The sequence below is a fragment of the Paenibacillus sp. P4_A7 genome, assembly GCF_056402455.1.
In genome coordinates this window covers 1-757 of sequence record NZ_JBFUHJ010000880.1, presented here as the reverse complement: position 1 = coordinate 757, position 757 = coordinate 1, and the positions used below count along the sequence as shown (strand labels likewise).

The 757-nt window shown below is 39.8% G+C and carries 3 protein-coding genes; all 3 read left to right on the top strand.

Annotation, left to right across the window (positions count from 1 at the left end):
* The coding region (locus tag AC1DWN_RS34690; protein WP_477563338.1) for a DsrE/DsrF/DrsH-like family protein at positions 1 to 115 on the top strand (115 nt) is incomplete at its 5' end.
* Positions 116 to 192: 77 nt separating this feature from the next.
* Positions 193 to 459, top strand: coding sequence for a metal-sensitive transcriptional regulator (locus tag AC1DWN_RS34685; RefSeq protein WP_477563337.1), 267 nt, complete (start codon positions 193 to 195; stop codon positions 457 to 459).
* Between the two features lie 28 nt (positions 460 to 487).
* Positions 488 to 757, top strand: a 270-nt coding sequence (locus tag AC1DWN_RS34680) for a rhodanese-like domain-containing protein (protein ID WP_477563336.1), incomplete at its 3' end; no start/stop codon positions are given.

Below are 757 nucleotides of genomic sequence, written 5' to 3'. Positions count from 1 at the left end.
GACAATGGATCTGCTCGGCTTGCAACAAGAAGAGCTGCTGGACAGTCTGGAGTATGGCGGAGTAGCAGCCTATCTGGGTGATGCTTCGGAAGGCAAGGTAAACTTGTTTATCTAATGGATGATTGGTGTTAGGAATAATAAATTTGAGTTATAATATACCCATACATGTATATGCGAAGGGTAGGGGTACAAATGGATTACAATTATACGAATGAAACGAAAACGCGTTTAAGAAAAATTGAAGGACAGGTTAGAGGTGTGCTTCGTTTGATGGAAGAGGGCAAGTCATGTAAAGATGTTGTTAGTCAGTTGTCCGCAGTGAGAAACGCGGCTGACAAGGCTATGGCTCAAATCGTCGCGGAAAATTTGCAACAATGCATAATGGAAGAACAAAAAGCTGGCGGAGATACGAGCAAGCTTGTCAAAGAAGCGGTAGAATTGCTTGTGAAAAGCCGTTAGTAGCAGATATCGAGAGTAGGTAATGTAGATGGATGTAAATACGATTTTAAACATAATAATTGCAATGCTAATCATCTGGTTTGTTTATAGTCGGTTTGGTCCAACAAAGGGATTAAGAACACTTAACGACGAAGCTTTTCGCAAAGAAATAGACTATTCCACTAAATATATTTTAGTTGATGTACGGGAACCCTTTGAATTCAAGGGAGGTTATATTACTGGAGCCAAAAACATTCCTTTGTCACAGCTTAAACAACGAATGGATGAGATACCTAAGGATCGTGATGTATTTCTTTAC

Coding starts and splice junctions, on each gene's coding strand:
- AC1DWN_RS34685 (WP_477563337.1), top strand. CDS start 193: ATGGATTACAATTATACGAATGAAACGAAAACGCGTTTAAGAAAAATT.